Genomic DNA, 20,026 nt, shown 5'->3' with positions numbered 1-20,026 from the left:
GAACATGAATTTTAAAGAGAAAAAAGTCATTGTGACGGGGGCTAACCGCAGCATTGGCCAAAGAATAGCTGTTGCCTTTGCAGAGCAAGGTGCTGATGTGGTGATAAGCTATCGCAGTGATGCAAAAGGCGCTGAAGAAACCATTCAAACGATTAAGGCAACCGGACAAGATGCTAAGGCTTTTTATGCCGATTTTTCCCAAATTGAATCCGTGGCCACATTTGCTGAAGAAGCAATGAGCTATTTAGGTCGAGTAGACATATTGGTTAATAATGCTGGGATGCTTAGCCGTGAGACGATATTTGAATTATCTCCGGAAAAAATGCAGAAAGTGTTTCAAGTAAATACCATATCACCACTATATTTGGCGCAACTGTGCGCTAAAAATATGGTGGAAAAAGACAATAAGGGATGTATCTTAAATATATCTTCCATTAGCGGAACGATGACAATGACTAAAGGCATCGGTTATGGCGCGTCAAAAGCCGCCTTAAATAAATGGACAAAACATGCGGCTTTAGATTTGGCACAATATGGGATACGTGTGAACTCCATAGAGCCTGGCGTCATCGAATCAGGAATGAATGAAGATACAGCAATAAGTAATCCAGAATTGTGGCATTATTATGTGAGCAATATCCCTTTACAAAGACCTGGAACACCCAATGATATCGCAAACATGGTTTTATTCCTTGCTTCGGAGAAGGCCAGTTGGATTACGGGGAAAATATTCACAGTGGACGGTGGTCATGTGCTCTAAATCAAAATTCGTGCTCATAAGACAAATGATATTTTCTTCCCTGACTTTATTATCCTCTTCAGTGGTTTATTCTGCGCAAAAAACAGTGATGTGCCAGATGCAAGGCCTCAAGCAGCCTATTTCTTTCAAGACACCTGATAAAATGGGTGACTTACCTAATATAGATTTTGATTATCCAGTGAATGTGACGCGATTCAGCTTGCGCGATGATAATTTATTAGTGGTTGCGATGGATCAGGAAGAAAAAGATCGTCCAAGAATTTTTATCTCTGCGCAACTCAATCCGCAGAAACAAAAATATCTCGGACAATTTATGACAGATTTTGGGGGCAATGAATTGCAGCTTGATAACGGCATCGTTTCTTGTGTGGTTAAATAAAATCCTATGCCGTTTGTCTCTGTCTTAATAGTGACCTTCATTCTCCTGAATCTTTTTAAAAAATTGCAACATTTCTAAAAAAATATAGGGACCTGCGTCTCTATGATCTAATGTATCACTAACGGATAAAAGGGTGACGTCATCCCGATGTCTTTTAAACTGCTCGTAGGCGAGTTCAGCGCCATGATAAGGAACATCTTTATCTCCTTTAGTCCCGACAAGCAGTAAAGGTGCACTAGGAGAAAAATCATAGTGGTTGAAATAGTTTTTAAGATTTTCCGAGTTCCTCTCTGTATGATTGAGGATTGCTTCAAAAAATTCTGGTTTAAATATTAATGCTGGATTTTGTGGTAGAAAATTCAATATTTCTTTAGTGGAGTGACGGCCATCAAATAATTCTGGGATAAGGTCATTATAAGGGCTGACAAAAATTTGAGTTAAATCGGACCAGTAATGTTTGTAGGTTTGCAGCGAATAGAAAAAATAAGCCAAATATGCAGATGCCCTTGGCCCAGGATCTAACATAATAAATCTCATGGTTTCATCCCAGTCGTAAGGTGCAGAACCTAAAGCAACTCCAGAAATGGGTATCTCTTTGTCGTATTGGGATAACAATTCAAACAGGACCAAAGAAGAGAATCCTCCTTCTGAATAACCTCCTATGTAAAGTTGCCCGTTTAGGGGTATATCGATAATTTTTGCAAGTTCTTTTGCAGCTAAAAGCATATCCACACTACTGCTGGCCAGAGTTTCATATTGTACATAAGGATGAATTGGCAACTCATTATCACCTAATCCTAGGTAATCAGGCATTACCGTTACAAATCCTCCATGACTTGCAAACAAAGCAGGATAAACAGAATCCCCCTCCTTCATTCTGGAAGGAGCATCCTCGCGATTGAATCGTGTACCATGCTGGTAACTGACAATGCCTATGGGATTGCTCACTTGGGGCACAGCCACAAGACCAGATGCTATAGTCATCTGCCCATCAGGAGCTGGTGTTTGATACTTGATTTTATAAAGAGTCACCTCGAAATTCGCTGAAAGTCTATCCAGTGGAGGCATTTTTTTTAATACCAATTCTGCGGTCTCTTTGGAAAAATTTCCCAAGGACAAATAACTTACTAAAATTTGCCCGGGATCTTTTCGTCCCTGGCTGTAGGAATGGATACTAAAAAAGAGAATTAATAAAAGAGAAATTATTTTTTTAAATGAAAGCATGGTGGTTAATTCCTTATGAATGTCGCAGAAATTAAGACTATAAAATGGATTTACAGATTCTGAAAAGAAGGACGTACAAGTAGAATGAACATTTGACATTAAATGTAAATATTTTTGAACCCCTATGAAGTCGTTGCAAGGGTCAAATTCAGAAATTTTGTATCCCAGCCAGGGCAAAGATTCCTTGAAGAAACAACAACCCACTGCCATAATAAAATTATCCGCTATTGTGTGATAAAGAAAGGACTCCCGATGGCCACAGTAGGAACTTATCTGGCACAACGCCTTCAAGACCTAGGAATTAATGACTACTTCGCAATACCAGGTGATTATAATCTTGGTTTACTGGATGAATTATTAAAAAATACCTCTCTCAAAATGATCAATTGCTGTAACGAGTTGAATGCTGGTTATGCCGCAGATGGATATGCACGCATCAAAGGCGTTTCTGCTCTTGTGGTTACTTATAGTGTGGGAGGGTTAAGTGCTGTCAACGCAATTGCAGGGGCATATGCTGAAAACTTACCCATCATTGTCATCTCTGGAGGTCCCAATACAAATTCGGTTCAAGATGCCGAAATTTTACATCATACATTGGCCAATGAAAATTACAGTTATGTCCGTGAAATTTTTGCAAAAATTACAGCCCACAGTGTCTTCATACACAGGGCAAGTGATGCGCCCATGCAAATTGATTCGGCAATAGCAATTGCGCTTGATAAGAAAAAACCTGTCTATCTTGAAATCGCCTGTAACATTGCAGGGCTTAGTGTCTCTCCACCCACCCAGCGCGCACTCAATGTGAAACGACTCAGTGATACGTCCTCGCTTTCCGCTGCGATTGAAGAGGCTGCCGAAAAGCTTAATCATGCAGTAAAACCTGTGTTAATAACAGGGAGTAAATCTCGTCCTTGTGAGGCAACTGCGATGATTGAATCGTTAAGTCAATCTTCTGGTTATGCGTTAGCCGCAATGCCTGATGCAAAAGGCTTCGTTTCTGAGCAACATCCTAATTACATTGGGATCTATTGGGGACCTGTTAGTTCTCCAGGATGTGGCGAAATCGTTGAATCGAGTGATCTTTATTTTTTTATAGGCCCTAACTTTAATGATTATACAACGGTTGGTCATGTGTGTAATATCCAGCCTAAGAAAATGATTGTCATTGCAGATGGCAGTGTTTGCATCGCAGGTAAAGTTTATACTGAAGTTTACATGAATGAATTTTTGAATGGTTTGAAAGATAAATTAAAATTCAATGATGCTTCAGTTAAAGCATATAAACGAATCGCTGGATCGGCACCTTTATATCATGAGCCCGACGATTTAAATTCACCATTGACAACGAGATTTTTATTCGGACAAATACAGAAACTGCTCAGCAGTAACTATGGCATTTTAGCAGAGACAGGAGACTCATGGTTTAATGGCATGCGTCTTACTTTACCCGAAAATTGCCCATTTGAAATTCAGATGCAGTATGGATCAATAGGATGGTCAGTCGGGGCACTTCTCGGCATGCAAGCAGCGCTCCACAATAAAAAACGTGTCATCGCTTTAATAGGGGATGGTTCTTTTCAGATGAGCGCACAAGAACTTTCCACGCTGATTCGTTATGGATTTAAACCCATCATTTTTTTAATGAATAATGCTTCCTATACCATTGAGGTGCAAATTCATGATGGACCCTATAATGTGATCAACAATTGGCGTTATGCCGATTTGGTAGATGTTTTCAATGGAGAACAAGTCAATGCTCGTGCCTTTAGAGCGCCTACACATCAAGCTTTGCTCGATGCAATAGCAGAAGCCAAAAAAACGGATGCCTTATGCTTTATTGAGGTCATTTTAGATAAAGACGATTGTAATAAAAATCTTTTGGAATGGGGTGCACGCGTTGCAGCTTACAACAGCCGAGCGCCTCGAACCAATTAATTAGATAAGCTTTGGTGTTCTCTCTTCATAGAGGGTAAGAGGTCAACTCGTTTTCAGGAATCTTACATTTTATTTGGAAGGACTATACTTATAAGTAAGCTAAATATTGAAAAAGGACTGATATGAAAACCTACATTAATCCTCAACCCCATGCAGTAGAACGTGTTAATAAAATGAAAAATCAAAAGAAACCCACCATACAAAATGAGAATAAAATAGAAAATACTGGTCCTGAACAATCAGATAAAGAAATTTTTGAAAAGAATGCTGAAGAGCAAGCTTGGGAAAAATCCCTGTATAAACACAAACACCAGTAAAGACAGAGGTTCTCATTAAGGAATAATAAGGTGATCTCACTTTTACAGGTTTTATTAGCTTTCCTGTTGGTTTTCCTCAATGCTTTTTTTGTAGCAGCTGAATTTGGTATGGTGAAACTTCGTGCCACACGGGTTGAAGCAATCAAGAAAAATTATGGTCTTCGAGGAAAAATTCTTGTTACGGTACACCAGCATTTGGATGCCTATTTATCAGCCTGCCAACTGGGTATTACAATTGCCTCACTGGGATTGGGCTGGATTGGGGAACCTGCTTTTGCTGAACTACTAAGACCTTTTTTAAGTTTCATCGGTATTGAATCGACCCAATTAATCACAGTTATTTCTTTCTTTGCTGCATTTACCTTTATTTCTTTTCTTCATATCGTTGTTGGTGAGTTAATGCCAAAATCACTTGCTGTCCGCCAGTCAGAAAAAGTCTCGGTTTGGACTGCGCTGCCGCTTTATGCCTTTTTTTGGCTGATGTATCCCGCCATATGGGTGCTCAATACATGTTCTAATTTTCTTTTAAAAGTATTTCGTCTTGATGAAGTGCATCAGACAGAATATTTTTATTCAACCGAGGAAATTAAACTTCTGTTAAGTGCAAGCCACCTACATGGGGAACTTACGGAAGAGGAGGTTGAAATTATTGAGCACACCCTGGATTTAGCTGATTTGAAAGTCACTGAAGTGATGCGATTTAGTGAAGAAATGATCATGATCTACATCAATAAACCCATATCCGAAATTATTGATATGATTATGGAGCATCGCTATTCCCGTTATCCAGTTTTTGATCCGGATAAAAAAGATGTAATAGGGATTATCCATGTTAAAGATTTGTTGCCCCATTTTTACCAAAAGGGTCAAATTAAAGAAATCCAATCCCTACTCAGACCGGTTTTAAAAATATCACGTCGAATGCCCGCTTTGGACTTATTAAACAAGTTTCGGGAAGGTACGTCCCATTTTGCTGTGGTATACAGCGGCAACGGAACTATCTTGGGATTTGTCACTCTTGATAATTTGCTACAAGTCATGATTGGGCGAATAAAAGATGAGTTTCATCGAACCAAAACGGACTGGATTTTAAATCAGGATGGAAGCATCACCGCATCTGGAAATTGTTCTATTTATTTTTTAGAACAGGCAATCGATCAAGAAATTGATGTCGAGGATGATGTTGATATTTTAAATGCTTTATTCGTTCGTCGTTTAGGTTATTTACCGAAAGTGGGTGAACATATTGAATTTCCTGAGTTTCATGCTCAAATTGAAAAAGCAACCCCAACCAAAATTATTAAAGTGAAAATCTATCCGAAAAATTCACTCGAATCCTAAAACACATCAGTCTTTAATATTTTTTGTTTACGACGCATCTGCTTCATTTTGTGTGGCAATTTTGAGGTCCGGATCCAGTGTATTTCCCGGAATTTTTCGTGATTCGCTTGCCCATTCCCCTAAATCAATCAGTTTACATCTATCGCAGCAAAAAGGTTTGAATGGGTTATCGGAATGCCAAGTATTAGGTTTTCCACAAGTGGGGCAGGTTATTTTTGTAGTATCCATGAAACCTCTTTATCTAAAATAATGAAAAAAATCCAAATTAATTAAAAAATATTTTATTTATTGTTTTTTTTGATTTTAGCACAAAGAAGTAATCATTTGGGACAGAGATAATTGAGTAAAAAGATGGAATCTTCAATTTCATCAGGAAACTTTTGCACCCCCATATGTAAAGAATAAAACGCTATACGTATGGATAAAAAGTCTAAAGGAAAAAAGGGATCAGCGTGACTTTATTCAACATTTTATAACTCATTGGCCACTACATTCATCCCACTCAATGTTTTGGTTCAATTGGTAATTAATAGGTCTTCACTTTGCTCTTTCTGAAAATTTATTTGTTTTAATGTGCTAAATTTATCATAATGTTTGTTTTTTTCAGTTTAAGAAGTGTATGTCATTATTGCTTACAAACAATTTGTTAGAGAATTTGGTTCATACCGCAGAGTTAAATCAAGAGGGTAAAACTGCAAATTATATTCCAGAATTAGCTAATGTAAATCCAGAAATGACAGCCATTGCTGTGCACCCCCTGGGTGAGCAATTGCTATCTTACAGTAATCATCCCTTGCTTCCAGTGACCCTGCAAAGCACGTCCAAAATGATCCCCTTAATTGGATTGCTCGAAGAATTTGGTGCAGAACAGGTATTTGAATGGGTTAAAGTAGAGCCATCTGGTGATGATTTTGCATCAATCACCCGTCTCGAACAATTCGGTCCCAAGCCTTCAAACCCTATGCTCAATGCGGGAGCGATCACTTTATGCTCTCACATCCCAGGAAAAGGGGAGCAGCAATTTGGTTGGTTAGAGCATTGGACGCAAAAATTATTTAATCAGAAATTAAGCATTAATCCTTTGGTTTTTGCCTCCGAAAAAAGAACGGGGGATCGTAACCGGGCACTTGCCTATCTATTGAAAAGCAGAAACAACCTGGAAACGGATGTACATGAAACCCTGGATTTATATTTTGCATTGTGTTCCTATGAGGCCATGTTAGAGCAAATGCTTTATTTGCCACTACTGCTGGCAAATGCTGGCCGGGATCCCAACAGCAATCAACAAATTATTTCAACAGAAACTTGTAAAATTACCTTAGCCATTATGGCTACTTGTGGTTTGTATGATGAAACAGGGACACATATGGTAAAAACCGGCATGCCTGCGAAAAGCGGAGTATCGGGTTATACTATTGCTGTAGTACCTGGAAAAGCTGGGGTGGTGGTTTTAAGCCCAAGGGTCAATGCTAAGGGTAACAGCATTCGCGGCGAAATCATGCTTGAAAGATTGTCTCAGGCGATGGATTGGCATTTCGCGATTCCCTAAAAAATCTTGGCAGTAGCGTAAACTCTAAATATAAAACAATGGTTTACGCTGAGTTGCCAAGATGAAGATTAGCACATTATAATTTTTTTCCAAAAGTACTTAAAAGATCTTTTAACTCTTTTCCTAATACATTCAAATCGATGTCTTCATCTTCTTCCTCTTCAGACTTCGAATTGCTTGGTGAGGAAGTGTCGGTTGTCTCTTTAATAGAGGAAAACAAACTGGAAAACTGAGTCAGTAAACTGCCCATGTCTTTGAAAGATTCCATGGTTTTATTGATTAATTCAAGGTCGTGAAGGGTTTCTCCCATCGCTTTATAGTCCATGAACATAGAATTTTTCGCTTCCAGTTCCTTTATTTCTTTTATTAATTCTTCTTGCTCTTTTAAATTATCTCGATATCGTTTATTTCCTCTTGCACTGTGAAGAGGAAAACGCGTTATTTCCTGCTGAACATCAATGAGACGTGATTTTTTATGAACTAATTGTAACGTACTCCTTAAATTCTCTAATGTGCTTTTCTTTAAAGAATCAAAATCTAAATCCGATAGATCGATGTTGTCTAATATTTTATTTAAATGCTCCATATTATTTGCCACAATCATTCTTCCACGCCTTTGCTGTGCTTTGGTCGTTTTTTGATTTAGTAGACCCACTTCTTTTTGTAATTCTCTGTTCAAAGCAACGATTTCAGGATCTTTCTTCAACTTACTGATAAAAGATCCTTGAAATTTTTCTTCTAAATGATGCATTTGTTTCATTAAATAGCGAGAGCCGGGATTTTCTAATTGAGCATTTTGCAAGCCATTTAACTGGACAGTTAAACTATCAATTTCTTTGTGAATTGTTTGAGCTTCTTCAGCATTTAAATCTTCCCGGTGGGATGAGGCCTTCAATAAGCGCAATAAATTTTTAATAAAATCAATGGATTCAACGGTCTTGTCGCGATTCATAAATAATGCTTTACACAAAGGATGTGCTTCCGCAGCGAGAATGCTATATGCCAATGGAAGTCCTTTATCATTGGGTATTAAAAGTGATGCTCCATGCTTGATGAGAATGGAGAGACACTCGTTCGTGGATTGATTTGGTCTATCTTCATAAAAACAAGCGTGTACCATCGATTGATATTGCTTTTTGCGAACAGTCACTTCTTGATGGTTCACATCGATATCTCCATATTGCAAAATAAAATCCAATAAGCCGGAATTTCTCGTTTGCAATGCCACGTTTAGGTATTTTTCAGCGCGTAACAGATGGTGAAATGAAGTTAATGAAGCCGCTAAATCGAATTGATTATGAAACAGCAAACTGGTCAATAAACTTGCGCCAACTTTATGGATTCCCTGGCGGATTCTTTGTAACTGTTGTAAGTCCTTGGGCTTCATCTGACGTTCAAAAGTCAAACTGATTTCATAAGTTTTTGCTAATAGCGACTCTAACTCTTTAGCTTGAACCTTTTCAGACTCCTTGGAAATTTTTTCTAATTGAAGGTTTAATAACTGAAGCTCCCGATATAATTTGTTCTGTCTGGGCGCTTTAGGGTTTGTGGAAGAAGTATCTGCCTGTGTCTGGGCGATATTCTCTACCATTTTTTCTTTAGGTGGAGTACTTGGCTCTTGCAGGGTCGGAGCTTTGGCGATTTCTTCTATGACTTCTATCTCTTGTGAGTGAATTGAATCGCTCTCATTTATTGCTGCATCGAATGATCTATCCACTTCAGATTTTCTATGCTCGGCTTCGGAAGGGTTGGGAGAGGAGACCTCTAGTAATTGATATTCGTGGAGGGCACGAGCCGATATTTGATGAAAGCGTAATAACTTTTGATAATTGGGAGAACGAACAAGAGGGGTCAGTTCCCCCAATATGCTGCAGGCTCTTTCAGCCAACATCAATTCTTCAGCGACATGATTTTCTTTCGAGCCGAAAAATTCTGAAAGTTGCTCTTCACACACATGATATTGAGCTTCCAGTGTTTTAATCCTCTCATTATGCTGCTGTCTCAGACTTTGCATTAAAGGTTTTGTATGTTGAAGCGCTAAAACAATGAGTTGATCCTCCAACTCCGTTTTTTCTACTTTTTGATAACCCACTAAGGATTTTTTTTCAAAACTGATATTTGGAAGCATCACATCAAAGCTGTTAAAATATACATGCAACCGAAATCGTTCACCTTGAAGATTAATAAATTCAGCCGTGTAATGGTATTGGCTTAGATTAGGATTTTCACGATTTTCATTCTCATAAATACTCACGTGATGGTTGTCCAACATATATTCATCTTCTTTACTCTTCAGAATAAAATTATTTATCTTAGGGCATTCAATCCGGTAGTAATCACGATGTTCTCTATTGGAGTCGAGTGCCAATTGATATTCTGAGGGTAGCTGAATCGTGTTATCAGCACGTGATATAAAATTAAAAAGCGTGTTTTTAGCCATGGGATTAATCCTGAAATTAAAAAATCTGCCCACATTATAATTAAAAAATACTTTTTGTAAAAAAATAAATTTATTTGGGTATGACTGATTCTTGTTGGAAATAACGAGATCCTTTTGACTTTGTAATATTCAATAAGTAATCAAATTTAAAAATTATTAGGAAAAAATTGAGGCAATTACTTGAAAAAATACATAAAGTTTTTATAATACGTTTAAACTTTAAACACGCAGAATTGATATTATGTTATTTTTCACTCGAATTTACTTTCCCAGATTTTCTGACACTCAGTTAGAAAAATTTTTTGATGATAAACTTAAATCCCAAGAGGTTAGGGAATGGGAAACGGAAAAATACCTCGCATTATTAAGATTAAAGGCCCATACAACGAGAATTACAACAAGTCTATCTGAGTTAAAAGCCATAGCGGATATCAAAGAGATTGATGAGTTATATGGACAAATTGCAGGGGTCATCTACCAAACCGTAAATGACTCATCCTTTAATCCCAATGTCTCTTATCGAAGTTTAAATAACCAGCTGGAATTTCTAAAACAAAAACTTCAACAAGAAAAGACATTACAAAATTTTTTTTGTGGGCTTAACATATTTACCAATTCGATGCTTGCCTCTGTAGGCGCTTTAGGCATTGTTTTATTTGGCGCTGCTGTATGTACTGGTCCCCTAGGTATGGCGCTTTTGGGTGTGGGTATGACCATTTTATCCGCACTTGCATTGGCAGTTGCAGCCTACAGTATCTATGTCGATGCACGGTATATTGGTGATGAGCAATTAAAAGAAGTCAAGAAAGGCATAGACTTTTTATCCCGTTATCCGGATTCAGAAGCTCTATTTGATGAGCCTGAGTATGAAAATACTGGTTTTTGCATGTAGTATTAGATTCATAAAATGTTTTTCAATTTATGGAGAGATCCATTGAAAAACATTTTTTAAATGCATGGGCTATATTTAGAATCATCTAGACATTTTTTTATTTCCATTTAATACTTCATGAGCAGCTCTTATTCCAGTCAAGTAAGCCCCATGGACTGTACTCGGATCGGTTATTGAGGTTGCTTCCCCAGCAAAATAAAGTTTTTCTGCTACAGGTTTCGCTAAATCAGCAATGACCTTTTTATCCACATGAATAGGTAAATAAGAATAACTGCCAAGAGTAAATGGATCTCGATACCAATGTGTTCGTTTTATTTTAATTGGGTTTGGGATGCTTTCCCCATAAATGGTTTTTAATTGATGCATTGCCCAGTCGACCAAATGGCTATTCTTATCCATCTCGCGTGCTAGTTCCCCACTGGTAAACAGGATTAGGACAGGCTTTTTGGTATATTTATAATAGTTAAATATATTGAATGCTTCATCCTTGTTTTTAGGTATCATACCGATCCATTCTTTATTTTTATCCCAAAAGACCCTTTCAAAGAGTAAATACAGCTTTTCATAATTGCCCATTTTTAACTTTTTAATTGCATTCATTTTATATTTGGGGAGGGCAGGATGGAATTCAATTTTATTTGATTTGAGAACCCCAAGAGGAACAGTAATGATTATCTTCTTGGCGCAATAAGAGTCGGTTTGTGTGGATACCTTCACGTTATCTTTTTGGTAACTAATTTCACTGACAATTTGGTTTAAATAAATAGGAACGTTCTGCGAAAAGTCCTTGAAGAGTTGAATATAGCCTTCAGTGATGAGCGCATTTTTACCTGTGGCAGTTGAGCCATCATAAGCAGAAAAGATATTTCGTGATAACTTATTTAAATTTTCAGCGAACTCATAAGTGTAAATATTATCTAAAGCATAATACAGTAAACTACTTTGGATCTCGGTTAACCCTTTTTTATTGACAAACTTGGCAAAGTTTAGAGCTATGGAATTCATCGCGTTCTGGGTTTTACTGTAGCGTATAAATTCCTGAGCCATACTGGAAAATAATTCTAATTCGTTTTTATCCAGCGGGGATCCATCGGTATCATACAAGGCAAAGTCTTTTAACATTTCTATAGGTTCTGAGTTATTATAACTATTGAGTACCACCGTCTCATTTTTTATCAAGGACAAAAGCGGGTTATGTTCAATACCATGAATCCATGCAGCACCAAGATCGGTGGCAAACCCCCAGCTATAATTGGTATACACTCTGCCTCCAAGACGATTTTTTGCTTCTAAAACCAATACATCTTGTTGTGCATCATGTAATTGTTTTGCTGCGGTTAGGCCAGCGACGCCTGCTCCAATAATTACTGTGTCATAGCAATGTTCTGCCCAGGAATAATGAATGGAAAAAGTGAGTAAAACAAAACAAAACCATTTATTTTTGACAATATTTAGGGATGCAGTTTTTGCAGATAAACGATAATTTTTTTTAAAATAAATGAGTTTCTTCATAAAGGACTCAAATGTTCTTCTTTAAATGACAAGGAAGATTTATTTAATTACAGTGAGTCGAAATGACATCTCTGGAAGAAAAATAAATACTAGGTCCTATTTATCACAAGTTTTGCCTTTAATCTAAATTAAAATCATACAATTCATAAATTAACTGATAAATGGGCTTGGGGTATTGTTTATGAGGAACTAGTGGGCTAAAAGCCCACTAAGATAGCCAATGTATTGTTAAGTCCGGAAAAAACCACTTTCTGAACCACCAATACTGAAAGTAACAGCTGATGTGGCCCCGGGAATGGTTGTAATACTTGGGAGAAATAATTTCCAAGTCCGTCCGTTATCTAAACTTTGATAAGTTAAAGGAAAGAAATTACTCATAATGTCTAAATAACTTCCCGCAGCGGCACATATATTATCTTTACAGGATACTCCGGTTAATTGAGCATTGACAAAACCCGAAGGTATGTCGTTCACCGGTGGAATGATAGGTAATGACCATGTCACTCCATTATCTGCACTAAAATAGGCCACAGGTAGCTGTTTGTCGGTGTTGGTTGTGTAATATCCTACCGCGGTACAAAAAGTCCCAGTACAACTAACACTATTCAAAAATGCACCTTGATTGCCGGGAGGTAAGCCATTTGTTGAAAGAAGCTTCACTAAAGACCAAGACTGCCCCCCATTGGCACTGGTATAACTCATAGGTGTTGTTTTTACAAAATTTATAGGGTCATGGATGATACCTACAGCACTGCATTTGGTCCCGACACAACTTACACTCATCAACTTAGCGCCACTTACATATCCAACCGGATAATTAGCGGTACTTGGTAGGATTGCCTCAGACCATGTTACTCCGTTATTGTTACTAAAATAACTCAAAGGTTGCGTATCATTGGTTACATCATCATAGAATCCTACCGCAGAGCAAAAAGTTCCCGCACAACTAATTGAACCGATGGCGGAACCATGATTACCAGCTGGAAGTCCTGCTATAGAGGGAACATTCGGTGCAGACCAAGTGATGCCATTATCGGAACTGGTATAGCTTAGTGGGAAGGTCATTCCCGTATTATTCTCGAAAGCGCCACCACTGACACAATTATTTTTGACACAACTTACAGCAATAATAAAGGAATCGTCGCTTCCAACCAGTGGCCCGGTTCGAGGCAGTACATTCGGTGCAGACCATGTAGCTCCTCCATCTGAACTAGAATAAGTCAAGGTTGACAGACCATTATTTGTGCGAGTTCTACCGACAGCAGTACATAAGGGGCCTACACAGGAGGTGGCGATAAGTGCCGATTGATTCGTTAGACCTGCAATCGATGGTAAAACGGCCTTGGGCCATGTAGCGCCATTATTATTGCTGGTATAAACCAGAGGCGCCAAAGCATTTGTATTTGTATAGGCACCTACTAAAACCGAAAGTTGGCTTTCAGGCGGTGCATTGGATACAGATACATTTAATGAATCTACGATGGATGGTCCAGCACAGGTTTTACCTCCTGGGAAGCAAACAAATAAATGGTTGTGAGGGTTCGGATCATCACGATTGACCGCGCCAGATATTTTTAACTTTAAAGTACAACTTTGATTGATAGAGCCATGAGGTCCTAAATTAAAAAAAAGAGGGCAAACAGTTGCATCGGTTGGCTCAAGTACTTGTGTCACATTAGATGGAAACCACTTCACAAAATTATTCAGGCGCGTGCTTAAAGTATTGTTGGTTACTGTGTAGGTAGCATTCACGCTGGACCCTTTAGGTACAGTCGTTGGCAGCTTACCCAAGGGAGTAATGTGGAAGGGCAATGCATAACAGGTTATAGAGGAAAATATTCCCCACAAACCCACCGAGTACAAATGATATTTATATTTCATTATTCATCCTTTGATAGTCAAATACAAATAAGCTACTCAAGAAGCACAACCTTTAATTCATATACAAAATTCAATTCGAAAGACAGTTGGGGTAAGTGTTCAAGCTCCCCTAACCTGGCATGTACCTTAAATGAAGTATTAGAAGTAAAATTTGTACCTATCAAGATACCCCCATACTAATTTGGTTTTTATCTTTTAGGCTACGAAAGTTATTTGCCCTAATACCTCGTTAGTATACAAATGCGATTGTGATAAATGGTTCAAAGTGGGTACTTGGTCAATTGTGGCATTGCCAAGCGCCACTTTACCAAAATCTGAGAATCGATAGCCCACTCCTAAGCGGACATGGTTTGTCAGTTCATAATCAATGCCTGCTCCCACTCGGTAAGAGAAAGAAGTTCGGGTCTTATTTGTAAATTCATTACTGAAAGTACTAAAGGGCGGAACAATATTGACATGATAATCTTTTGCAGTATTGGAGCTGACTCCGATTCCTCCTGAAAGGTAGGGATGGAACACCAGGGACTGATACATCCAGTTGTATAGAAGTTTGTTTTCAAATAATACTTGATGCGCCTGCATCTCGTACTGGTATGAAAATGTATCTGTTGATAATGCATCTGCACCTTGGGTTACAAACCCCTGGGCATAAAAATCCATAGGTTGATAATAGCTAAAACCTGTTTGTAAATACCAATTTGGGTTAAGTAAAATTTCCATTCCAAGAGACACCCCCCAGATAAATTTTGATTGGTCCTTGTCATGCGCCTTATAATCAAAAAATTCATCCTGGATTGGATCAATAAGAGGAATAAATTGTGAATTCCCTACATTATCACTGAATGCCGCTCCTAATAAAACCGTCAAAACAGGTCGCCAATTCATTGAAAACCAATCCCTGTTTTTTTCAATTTGATCTTTCCAGACTGTGGTTTTTTTTATGGGGGATGCTGCCGCGATACAAGGGGGAATAGAGATAGAGCTTAATCCTAAAAAAGCTAATGCAAATCCATATTTGTTCTTAAACAATTTTTTCATCCTTAAAAAAATACATCACTCATTAAAGTACTTTTTCATATCACCAAAAAGCAATTTAATGTATCAGAGATTATCAAAAAAAATAATAGTCAATCTAAAAAATTAACTGTTTATTTGATGTTGGATTTTGGATCAAATGGATAATTATAGTATAATCTGGGCAAAATTGATCAATCATTGGTTTGCTGTTTCCTTTGTATCCATATCTATAGAAAGGCATTTATGAAAAAAGTAATCTTTCATTTTTTAATTCTAACGACCTTAATCCACGCCACTTATTCCCAGGGTCAAACCCAAAATAATCCGATAATTGCTGGTTGGCCAAACTATTTAGCCATGGGAACGATAACGAATGGGGCTCTTCAAGAACCGACCAACATACGCGTTGATTCGGTATTTACTTATAATGGTGCAGGGGGTGATGGGGATCCTGGGAAAATTGAAACCCCTTATAAAATTTGGAACATGTTAAACATGGCTAAAAATATAAAAATCAATACTGGCCATGCCGTAAATCCTGTTTTAGTTGAATATGGTTGGCAGCTCAGTGGCGGATGGAATACTGATAGTGTGACCCAACTTGGCGATCTGACGAAACACTTCTTTAATTTGATGTTCTTATCAAAGACCTTGGAAGATAATGCATGGAGTAATACAGGAACCTATGGAACGGTCTTATTAAATCCGGATATGTTAGGTTATCTGGGCAATACCAATCGAATAGAAGCAGTCAAGACTTTAAATATTCCTGTCCAGCAAGCAGCAAACAATGCTTTTTGCATGATGAACCAAAAAATTGATTTTAATCCAGTAAATACCCCCAATTGTACTTATGGCTGGGACAATAAACCGGTAGAAGTTCAAGGAAACCCCAGCGAGCTTTTAAAATGGCTCAAGTCAAAGACTGACAATTATACAGCGGGTCAAGCTTTCTCAAATTGCGTGAACGATTATGTGTTGTCGGTATGTAGTTCCACAGAACAGAGTTATAATATTCCTGATTTTTCAGATAATTTCAACGGGTGGTTACAAGCCCAGAATTGGATGGCCAAGCACTTTGGTCCTCATGTTGCTCTTGGTATTCATGAAAATATTTCTGCAGTTCCAGAAGGAGGCTGGTGGATTCATCAAGGACCAACTGCGGTACAGCCTTTTGTGGATCGGGTATTGGCCGATTTGAAAAGCTTCGAATTATTTACAGGCAAGTACAAACCTGATTTTATTTACTTTGATAGATATGGCGCTGATGATTACAGCAGTAAATTTCCTGGTTTACTCGTGAACCAAGCAACATTTTACAATGATGCTGCTTGGCATAATTTTTTAACGATGACCAAAAAAATTAGTGAAGGCTTAGGCAAGCAAGCTGGCAGAAGTTATATTCCTGCCATGCTATGGCAGATACCCGCTGCTCATATTCCCACACAAGATGAACCTATTCTTGAATCGCATGAAGCTGGATCCGCCCCTGTATATTTTTTTGGAGATCCAAACTTACAATTGAATTTAAGCCATGTAGCCTCTTGGTTGAATCTTGAGATAAATAATCTACCCCTTGGATATGGCTTGTGTGCAGGTAAAAATGCCATTCAATGTTTGAATTTAAACAATTTTAATTGGGCACATCAGAATTCCAAGCAATTAAAAGAAGCCGCTGATGCCCACGTGTTCGCCATTTTATGGGGCGCCGGTGCTTTTGCAACAGGAATTTGGGAGGTTCCAGGAACCACTTTCCCTGATAACGGCTGGATGGTAGATAAAATAGTCAAATACTATAAAAGCCCTCAGCCGATATGAGGGAGTTTATCTGAGTATCGCTTCCCAGAACCTATCATTATTTGATTTTTAATACCTTTCATGGGTTTATGCTTTTTGAAGCGGGTGACATTTCCGATTCTGTCTCTAAAGCCCTTACTCCAAAAGAAGTGGTTTCAGGAGTTATTTCTTTAGGGAAAAATTGGAATGCTATCGATTTTTTACCCGGTACCTTCTTGTTTAAAACGGGATAACTTTCAGACTCTTCAAGTTCAACTGTACAAGAAACATCAGTGGAATTTTTGGATGAGTTAAGTAGAAAGCGAAGAAAATCCGTCAAGTTAATTTTTGAATCAGGCCTTGTCTGATTATACTCTCTGGCAACAGATGGATTAATTTTAAATGTTAAGTTCGCCGCGTGTTTGTTCTCGGATGATATTGAAAGTCGTAGCTTAGTGTCGTGGTAATCTAGTTTATTAAGAGAAGGAATTTGTAATAAAAAATGCATCTCCTTAGCGAAATCTGGATTATTTTTACGAATTAACCTATTAATAACATGAGATAAAGTGACAATCTCATCTTCTGAATCCAGATTAAATATGCCATTTGGATGTGCTTGCTTAAAAGCATCATGTCGAGCATGTAATAATTGTAATGTCTCTTTTATAAACCGATCAAGGTGATTGCCATAAATGTTTTCATGTAAATCTGCATAAAAAAATACATCGGAGCATGATAATAGTAACAGAATTACCTTGTGATAATTCCTTAGTCTAGCCTCATCTAGTATGAGGCTGGGATTTGCAGCTACAGTGTTCCTGACGCTTTTATATCCTAGTAAATGCTGAACTACCCTAATCTGGTTAGTGCTTATTGCCGCTCTCAATACCGCATTATTTTGTGCAGTGAGATGATCCTGTACGGTTTGATAAGTCAGTAAAAATTTTACCACATCAAGGAAACCACCTTTTGCGGCTTTCTCTAACGCCTCATTGTCTTTGGCAGTTATATCCATTGCCACCATTTCATAACTTAGCAAATATTTGACAATTTCCAGATGACCTGCTGCGGAGGCTACTATAAGTGCACGATTATCCTCTGATGCAATTTGCTCTTGAGCTCTTTTGTAATGAAGAAGTATTTCTAAAACATCCAGACGCCCACTATCTGCGGCACAACTCAACACTCTTGCGTTTAGTTCCTCTGCGATAGTTGGGCAATTAAGTAGTAACTGGATAATCTCAGTATCACCACATTTAATGGCGTTATTTAGTAATTCCTCTCCATACCCATAGAATAAGTGGTCCATACTTAAACCAAGGAGAAATCTGACACTTTCAGGTTTTCTGCCTTTTATAGCAGCATTCAATATAGCAATTATATTTTCAACAATGTATTTTTCCCACCCTGAGTTCATTAATAATGTTAGAATATCAAGTTGACCGCATTTTGCAGCCAGTTCTAATACCAGACATTTATTAAATTCAATATAGAAATTTGTTTTTAAAAGAGCTTTTACATGAGTTACATCACCGAAAATAACTGTTAATTGCATAGGTGTATAATGAATGTTAGCGATTTCATATTCATTTTTTAAGTTTCTTGAAAGTAATTCTTGTTCAATGGGATCGCTGGCATTTAAAAAAGAGAGAAGCGCCGGATATTTTTCTAAATTTACTTTATTTATCATGATCTAAAATCTAATTATGGATAGCTATTAGATGAGAATATCATAAACTTAATTAGCCATCAGCTTTTAAAGAAACTTACTGTAGCCAGCAGTTGATAGGACAATCCCAACTTAATTATTTATACCTTATCTAAAACAGAAGGACATAATGATAATCGAGAATTAAAGAATAGTGAGAAAGGGGTGATTAGTTAAGATGATAAATCTCTGTGTAATTTTGCAATCATCGGTAAATATATTTTCCTCGGAAAATTCATCTTGAAATTTCATTCCAAAAAAGGAATTTCTAATAAAAAGAGTTTTAGGCATTTGGAACATCACTTAAAAATAAATGATTTTAGCAAAATTTATGAATTTATTTTGATTTGAAAAAATGTTTTTTATGTTCCCAATTCTTTAAATACACTAAAAGCTTATTTTTGATATGGGATAATTCCTATTTTTCTGATTTTTGTTTTGCATTTCGAACGGGTGTAATGGTTATCCTTTTTTTTGTCGAGTAAATCTTGGTAATTTCTGCGCCTAGGAAAAAAATTTGCGCGGAGTAATATATCCAAATCAAAAGAATGATTAAGGAACCTGCAGCACCAAAAATATTAGCAATATGGGCATGGTGCAGATAGAACCCAATGACGATTTTACCGAGAATAAATAATAAAGAGGTACTTAATGCACCAACCCATACATTATTCCATTTGAGTTTTACATCAGGTAAATGTTTAAACATTAAAGCAAAAAGAAAAGTGGCCACGACAAAAGATATAAAGTAACTGAGGAGTAGTTCAGAAAAGATATCTACTCCTACAAAGTATCGAAGACGACTGCTTAATGCTGCGAGCATAGAAGTAATCACCAGTGAAATTAATAATAGAAAAGCGGAGATAAGCACCATCGCAAAGGATAAGATACGACTTGTAATAAAAGAAAAACGTGAGGCATTAGGATTGGCTTTAACACCCCAAATAATATTTAATCCAGCCTGAATTTCGCTAAAAATACCTGAAGCACTAAATAGTAAAATAAATATACTGACAATTTGCACATAAAAAGCCGTCGTTGGAATGCTCGCATTTTTAATTATATCTTGAACTTGCAAGGCAACCTGTTTCCCTATAATGGTAGAAATTTGCGTAACTATTTGATGACGTGCGGCTTCCTCTCCCAAGAAAGCACCTGCTACCGTGATACAAATTAGAAGAATGGGGGCGAGGGCAAATAAAGTGTAATAGGCAAGTGCAGCTGCAAGACTTGCGATACGATCATCGCGCCAATTGGTGTAAATATCTACTATCCATTTGAATGTTCGATTCATG

General features: G+C 37.5%; 16 protein-coding genes. 8 read left to right on the top strand and 8 right to left on the bottom strand.

Annotation, left to right across the window (positions count from 1 at the left end):
• Positions 1 to 4 precede the first annotated feature (4 nt).
• Entirely contained in the window at positions 5 to 760 is a 756-nt protein-coding gene (locus tag BU07_RS0105085) for an SDR family NAD(P)-dependent oxidoreductase (protein WP_031564018.1), read from the top strand.
• Positions 750 to 1,139: a hypothetical protein gene (locus tag BU07_RS0105080; RefSeq protein ID WP_242601905.1), complete on the top strand. Its 390-nt coding sequence runs from the start codon at positions 750 to 752 to the stop codon at positions 1,137 to 1,139. The genes BU07_RS0105085 and BU07_RS0105080 overlap by 11 nt, the downstream gene beginning before the upstream one ends.
• A gap of 24 nt (positions 1,140 to 1,163) precedes the next feature.
• Here BU07_RS0105080 and BU07_RS0105075 read toward each other — a convergent pair whose 3' ends face one another.
• Positions 1,164 to 2,363, bottom strand: coding sequence for an alpha/beta hydrolase family protein (locus tag BU07_RS0105075; protein WP_031564016.1), 1,200 nt, complete (start codon positions 2,361 to 2,363; stop codon positions 1,164 to 1,166).
• Between the two features lie 252 nt (positions 2,364 to 2,615).
• On the opposite strand from BU07_RS0105075, the gene BU07_RS0105070 reads away from it, so the two are divergent.
• The 3 genes from BU07_RS0105070 to BU07_RS0105060 all read left to right on the top strand — a co-directional run bounded on the left by BU07_RS0105070 (position 2,616) and on the right by BU07_RS0105060 (position 5,956).
• On the top strand, positions 2,616 to 4,298 hold the full coding sequence (locus tag BU07_RS0105070) for a thiamine pyrophosphate-binding protein (protein ID WP_031564015.1): 1,683 nt from the start codon (positions 2,616 to 2,618) through the stop codon (positions 4,296 to 4,298).
• 122 nt (positions 4,299 to 4,420) lie between these two features.
• Positions 4,421 to 4,615, top strand: a complete 195-nt coding sequence (locus BU07_RS0105065) for a hypothetical protein (RefSeq protein ID WP_031564014.1) — start codon at positions 4,421 to 4,423, stop codon at positions 4,613 to 4,615.
• 30 nt (positions 4,616 to 4,645) lie between these two features.
• The gene (locus BU07_RS0105060) at positions 4,646 to 5,956 is read left to right on the top strand and encodes a hemolysin family protein (RefSeq protein WP_031564013.1); all 1,311 of its coding nucleotides are present in this window, start codon (positions 4,646 to 4,648) and stop codon (positions 5,954 to 5,956) included.
• A 27-nt stretch (positions 5,957 to 5,983) separates the two neighbouring features.
• Here the strand turns inward: BU07_RS0105060 and yacG are convergent, their stop codons facing one another.
• Positions 5,984 to 6,184 carry a DNA gyrase inhibitor YacG gene (gene yacG, locus BU07_RS0105055; protein WP_031564012.1) on the bottom strand — a complete coding sequence of 67 codons (201 nt, stop codon included), beginning with the start codon at positions 6,182 to 6,184 and terminating at the stop codon, positions 5,984 to 5,986.
• Positions 6,185 to 6,575: 391 nt separating this feature from the next.
• Between yacG and glsA the strand changes: the two genes are divergently transcribed.
• A complete protein-coding gene (glsA, locus tag BU07_RS0105050; protein ID WP_031564011.1) occupies positions 6,576 to 7,505 on the top strand; it encodes a glutaminase A in 930 nt (309 codons plus the stop codon).
• Positions 7,506 to 7,581: 76 nt separating this feature from the next.
• On the opposite strand, the gene BU07_RS0105045 is transcribed toward glsA, so the two are convergent.
• Complete coding sequence (locus tag BU07_RS0105045) at positions 7,582 to 9,945, bottom strand: hypothetical protein (protein WP_051635471.1); 2,364 nt, start codon at positions 9,943 to 9,945, stop codon at positions 7,582 to 7,584.
• A 241-nt stretch (positions 9,946 to 10,186) separates the two neighbouring features.
• Between BU07_RS0105045 and BU07_RS0105040 the strand changes: the two genes are divergently transcribed.
• Positions 10,187 to 10,837 (top strand): hypothetical protein, encoded by a 651-nt coding sequence (locus BU07_RS0105040; protein ID WP_051635470.1) that lies wholly within the window; start codon positions 10,187 to 10,189, stop codon positions 10,835 to 10,837.
• Positions 10,838 to 10,918: 81 nt separating this feature from the next.
• On the opposite strand, the gene BU07_RS0105035 is transcribed toward BU07_RS0105040, so the two are convergent.
• The 3 genes from BU07_RS0105035 to BU07_RS0105025 all read right to left on the bottom strand — a co-directional run bounded on the left by BU07_RS0105035 (position 10,919) and on the right by BU07_RS0105025 (position 15,268).
• Entirely contained in the window at positions 10,919 to 12,349 is a 1,431-nt protein-coding gene (locus BU07_RS0105035) for an FAD-dependent oxidoreductase (RefSeq protein WP_031564008.1), read from the bottom strand.
• A 228-nt stretch (positions 12,350 to 12,577) separates the two neighbouring features.
• A complete protein-coding gene (locus tag BU07_RS0105030; RefSeq protein ID WP_031564007.1) occupies positions 12,578 to 14,230 on the bottom strand; it encodes a sialidase family protein in 1,653 nt (550 codons plus the stop codon).
• Between the two features lie 195 nt (positions 14,231 to 14,425).
• Positions 14,426 to 15,268, bottom strand: a complete 843-nt coding sequence (locus tag BU07_RS0105025) for an outer membrane beta-barrel protein (RefSeq protein ID WP_051635469.1) — start codon at positions 15,266 to 15,268, stop codon at positions 14,426 to 14,428.
• Positions 15,269 to 15,490: 222 nt separating this feature from the next.
• On the opposite strand from BU07_RS0105025, the gene BU07_RS0105020 reads away from it, so the two are divergent.
• Positions 15,491 to 17,065 (top strand): hypothetical protein, encoded by a 1,575-nt coding sequence (locus BU07_RS0105020; protein WP_031564005.1) that lies wholly within the window; start codon positions 15,491 to 15,493, stop codon positions 17,063 to 17,065.
• Positions 17,066 to 17,123: 58 nt separating this feature from the next.
• On the opposite strand, the gene BU07_RS0105015 is transcribed toward BU07_RS0105020, so the two are convergent.
• Both BU07_RS0105015 and BU07_RS0105010 read right to left on the bottom strand, forming a co-directional pair.
• Entirely contained in the window at positions 17,124 to 18,713 is a 1,590-nt protein-coding gene (locus tag BU07_RS0105015; protein WP_031564004.1) for an ankyrin repeat domain-containing protein, read from the bottom strand.
• Positions 18,714 to 19,149: 436 nt separating this feature from the next.
• Entirely contained in the window at positions 19,150 to 20,025 is an 876-nt protein-coding gene (locus BU07_RS0105010; RefSeq protein WP_031564003.1) for a YihY/virulence factor BrkB family protein, read from the bottom strand.
• Position 20,026 lies beyond the last annotated feature (1 nt).

Origin of the sequence: Legionella wadsworthii DSM 21896 = ATCC 33877 (genome assembly GCF_000701265.1) — a bacterium.
GTDB classification, from domain to species: domain Bacteria; phylum Pseudomonadota; class Gammaproteobacteria; order Legionellales; family Legionellaceae; genus Legionella; species Legionella wadsworthii.
The sequence above is the reverse complement of the archived record's forward strand: the minus strand, read 5'-3'. Positions and strand labels throughout refer to the sequence as shown.